General features: G+C 64.1%; 4 protein-coding genes. 1 reads left to right on the top strand and 3 read right to left on the bottom strand.

All coding sequences use genetic code 11. The features are described 5' to 3' along the window. The coding region (locus tag EOC06_RS27265) for an isocitrate/isopropylmalate dehydrogenase family protein (protein ID WP_164898758.1) at positions 1-811 on the bottom strand (811 nt) is incomplete at its 3' end. Positions 812-836: 25 nt separating this feature from the next. After that, positions 837-1,580 (bottom strand): glucose 1-dehydrogenase, encoded by a 744-nt coding sequence (locus EOC06_RS27260; RefSeq protein WP_128309235.1) that lies wholly within the window; start codon positions 1,578-1,580, stop codon positions 837-839. Positions 1,581-1,721: 141 nt separating this feature from the next. Here EOC06_RS27260 and EOC06_RS27255 point away from each other — a divergent pair, with 141 nt between their 5' ends. After that, complete coding sequence (locus EOC06_RS27255; protein WP_128309234.1) at positions 1,722-3,218, top strand: aldehyde dehydrogenase; 1,497 nt, start codon at positions 1,722-1,724, stop codon at positions 3,216-3,218. Positions 3,219-3,314: 96 nt separating this feature from the next. On the opposite strand, the gene EOC06_RS27250 is transcribed toward EOC06_RS27255, so the two are convergent. Next, positions 3,315-4,211, bottom strand: a complete 897-nt coding sequence (locus EOC06_RS27250; protein ID WP_027036279.1) for a LysR family transcriptional regulator — start codon at positions 4,209-4,211, stop codon at positions 3,315-3,317. Positions 4,212-4,413 lie beyond the last annotated feature (202 nt).

Genomic DNA, 4,413 nt, shown 5'->3' with positions numbered 1-4,413 from the left:
CGGCTGAAGGCGCCATGCCCATCCCGCCCACCGTCGCGGCGGCGAGGTCGGACAGGATGTCGCCGAACATGTTCTCGCTGACGATGACGTTGAAATGGCCCGGTTTCAGCACGAGATGCATCGCCATGGCGTCGACCAGCGCGTGCTCGGTCGCGATATCGGGATAGTCCTTCGCCACTTCGTCGAAGACGGAGCGGAAGAAGGCATAGCTGCGCAGCACGTTGGCCTTGTCGCAGCAGGTGACCCGGCGCACGCCGTCACGAGGCGCGCCGCCCGACTGGCGCGCCAGTTCGAAGGCCTTGCGCACGATGCGCACGATGCCGGAGCGGGTCTGCACCAGCGTGTCGACCGCCACTTCGCCGCGCAACAGGGCGCCCGATCCCCGCGCGGCGTAAAGCCCTTCGCTGTTCTCGCGCAAGATGATGTAGTCGATATCGCCGGCCTTCACTCCGCTCAACGGGCTAGGCACGCCCTCGAAGAGCCTGATGGGGCGGACGTTGGCATAGAGATCGAGTTCGAAGCGCAGTCTCAGCGTGAAATCCAGGCCTGCTTCGGTTCCATCGGGATGGACGACGCCCGGCAAGCCGCCCGCACCATGCAGGATGGCGTCCGCCGCGCGGCAGGCCTGGAAGGTCGGCTCGGGAAAGCTCTGGCCGGTCTTCAGGAAATGCTCGGCTCCGGCCGGGTATTCGCTGAAGTGCAAGGGGTTGCCGGGACCAAGCGCTGCTTTCACCACTTGAACCGCTGCGGCGCAGACTTCCGGGCCGATGCCGTCGCCATGCACCACGGCGATTTCGTAGACAGGCTTCATCGCCAACTCCCAAATGGTCTAACGCTCAGATGCACTTGCCGCCGTCGACATTGAGGTCGACGCCGGTGATCATGCTGGCCTCGTCGGAGCACAGGAATGCTGCGGCGTTGCCCATGTCCGCCGGCGTAGACAGCCTGCCGATCGGAATGGTGGCGACGACGCGGGCGCGGTTTTCCTCGCCGGAGCCGATGAAGGTGGACAGAAGCGGCGTGTCGCCGGCAACCGGGTTGATGGCGTTGACGCGGATGCCGAAGGGGGCGAGTTCCACGGCCATGGCCCGGGTGGCGGCAATCGCCCAGCCTTTGGAAGCATTGTACCAAGTCAAATTCGGGCGCGGCGAGACGCCGCCAGTGGAGGCGACGTTGAGGATGGCGCCCGATTTGATGGATTTGAAATGCGCAACGACCGCACGGGCGCCATTGTAGATGGATCGCATGTTGACGTTGGCGATCCGGTCGAACATCTCTTCGTCCATCGTCTCGAGCACCAGGGGCGGCTGGGCCACGCCGGCATTGTTGACCAGTATGTCGAGACCGCCAAAGGCCGAGCGGGCCAGGTCTGCCGCCGCTTCGAAGCTTGCGAGTGTCGAGACGTCGCCAGTGATTGGCCGCACATTTTTGCCGACTTCGGCAGCAACGCGGGCCGCGGCGGCCTCATCACGGTCCATCAACACGACCCGCGCACCTTCGGTGACGAATTTCCTGACGATGCCTTCGCCAAATCCCGAACCGCCGCCAGTGACGATGGCGACCTTGCCAGCAAGTCTCATATCTGTTCCTCCATTGCCGGCACCATCGGGGAAGTCGCGTACATTGCACAGTCCGATTATCTGAACGCCCTTTTAGCTTTCCTTGTTTGAGGTCGACCGGCGTCGGAGGCATAGTCGCCACGGAATTGTGAGGAGGAAGGGATGACGCTGAATTTCGACCCGCGGGCGAAGGCCACGGCGCTCTACCACGGCGAATTCCGGCCGATGTTCGTCGGCGGCAAGTGGGTTCCGGCACAATCCGGCCAGGAGATGCAGGCGCTCAACCCGGCGACTGGCGAAGTGCTGGCCACCGTCCCGCGTGGCTCGGCCGCCGACGTCGATGCGGCGGTGGCCGCTGCGCGCACGGCCTTCGAAGGGCCGTGGTCAAAATTCTCGCCCTATGAGCGGCAGTGCGTGCTTCTGCGCATCGCCGATCTCTTCGAGACCCATTGGGAAGAGCTCAGCGTTTCCGACACTCTCGACATGGGACTGCCGATCACGCGCACGCTCGCCAACCGGCGGCGCGTCATCGGCATGCTGCGCTTCTATGCGGGCATGGCGACCGCGCTGCATGGCGAATCCATAGACAATTCGATCCCCGGCGAGATCGTCAGCTTCACAAGGCGCGAACCGGTGGGCGTTGTCGGCGCGATCATCCCCTGGAACGCTCCGACCGCCGCGTCGATCTGGAAGATCGCACCGGCGCTCGCCACCGGCTGCACCATCGTGCTGAAGCCCTCGGAGGATGCCTCGTTGACGCCGCTGCTGATCGCCAGGCTGATGCAGGAGGCCGGCGTTCCCGACGGCGTCGTCAACGTCGTCACCGGCACCGGGACGGAGGCCGGTGCGCGGCTCGCTGAACATCCCGACGTCAACAAGATCGTCTTCACCGGCTCGACGCTGACCGGCCAGGCCATCGCGCGGGCGAGCGTGACCAACCTCAAGCGCGTTTCCCTGGAACTCGGCGGCAAATCGCCGATCATCGTCTGCCGCGATGCCGACATCGACAAGGCGGTTCCTGTCGCCGCGATGGCGGTGTTCGTGCATTCGGGCCAGATCTGCATCGCCGGATCGCGGCTGTTCGTGGCGCGCGAAATCCATGACGAATTCGTGCGCCGGGTCGCCGAGTTTGCCGGCAGGCTTCGCATCGGCCATGGCATCGAGGCGGAAACCGAAATCGGCCCGCTCATCAATGCCAGGCAGGCCGGCAAGGTGGTGGGCTATATCAAGGCCGGCCGCGACGAAGGGGCGGAACTGATAGCGGGCGGATCTCGACTGACGGGCGAGCCCTACGATGGCGGCAATTTCATCGCGCCGACCGTCTTCGGCGCGGTGTCGGACAAGATGACCATCGCGCGTGAAGAAATCTTCGGTCCGGTGATTTCGGCGATGCCGTTCGACACGCTCGACGAAGCCGTGGCGCGGGCCAATGCGACGCCCTATGGCTTGGCAGCCGGCATTTTCACCACCCATCTGGGCACCGCGCACAAGCTCGCCCGCCGCATCAAGGCCGGCTCGGTGTGGGTCAACATGTACCACGCCATCGACCCGGCGGTGCCGTTCGGCGGCATGAAGATGTCCGGCTACGGCCGCGAGGGCGGCATCGAACATCTGCATGAATATCTGGAGACCAAATCGGTCTGGATCCAGACCGACTGAGGGTGCGCTGATATTCAGGTGAGGCCGGCTGCGAATGACGGCGTTCCCGCACTATTCTCGGCGCTCGTGCAAGGTGCCTGTCCGAAGGCGCGATGCTCAGTTTGCCAGTTCGCGCAAATTGGTGCGGATGAGGTTCATCAGCTGTTCGGAGAAGGAGTGGTGCACATAGCCCCGCGCGGTGATGATGCCGACGGAGCGGTGGGCGTCGCGATGGTCGATCGGTACCACTCGCATGCGCTCGTCATTGCGCGAAATGGCGATGCCGGGCACCACGCAGACGCCAAGTCCCGAACACACCAGCGCCACCGCCGTCTGTGCGCTTTCGACCTCGTATTGCGGCTTGAGCTCGATGCCTTCCGCCGCCGTCAGCCGATCGACAAGGCCGCGCACGGCGGTCTTGCGGTTGAGCAGGATGAGCGGATAGCGCAGCAGGTCGGAGAGCAGCAGCTTCTTTTCGCCGCCGTATATTTCCGTGGGAATGCAGGCCATCAGCGGATCGTCGAGGATAGACTCGAACTGGAAGTCCGTCAGGTTTGGCAGTTCGGGGCCGATGTAGAACTCGACCTCCTGCTGTTGCAAAAGGCCAAGCGCGGCCTGCGGCGGGCTCTCGATGACCTCGACGATGCTGCGGGGATAGCGCAACTTGAATGTCGCCAGGATATCGCCCAGCCGGCTTGCCGCGAGCGTCGGGGCGCAGGCGATCTGCACCTTGCCCTTGCGCCGAGCGGCGACCTCCGTCAGCCGGTCGAGGCTGGTCTGCACCTGTGACATCACATTGGCGATCTCCTCGAACAGGATCTGGCCTTCCGGCGTCAGGCTTGCACGCTGTGCGGTGCGGATAAACAGCGAGATGCCGATCTGCTCCTCAAGGTCGCGAATCTGCATCGAGACCGCCGATGGCGAACGATTGCTCTCCTCGGCAGCACGACGGAAGCTGCCGTTTTCGGCGGCAAGCAGGAACGTCTGCAGAAGTTTGAGGTTAATGCTGGGCATATCCGCTCGGGCAGGGTGATCTGACCCCTGACCTATTCAGACGCGGAACCGATTGCAAGGCAATAGGACCGGCCAGACATTGGTCCTGGCTTGACCGGCAAAAGTGTCTCTCTTGTCGGGCCGCTCAATGAACCGCGGCGAACATGACGCGCTCCTCGGTGGCCTCCGACAGCATCATCTCCTCGACCACGCGGCCGCGCTT

Origin of the sequence: Mesorhizobium sp. M7A.F.Ca.MR.362.00.0.0, assembly GCF_004023175.1 — a bacterium.
Classification (GTDB): domain Bacteria; phylum Pseudomonadota; class Alphaproteobacteria; order Rhizobiales; family Rhizobiaceae; genus Mesorhizobium.
The sequence above is the reverse complement of the archived record's forward strand: the minus strand, read 5'-3'. Positions and strand labels throughout refer to the sequence as shown.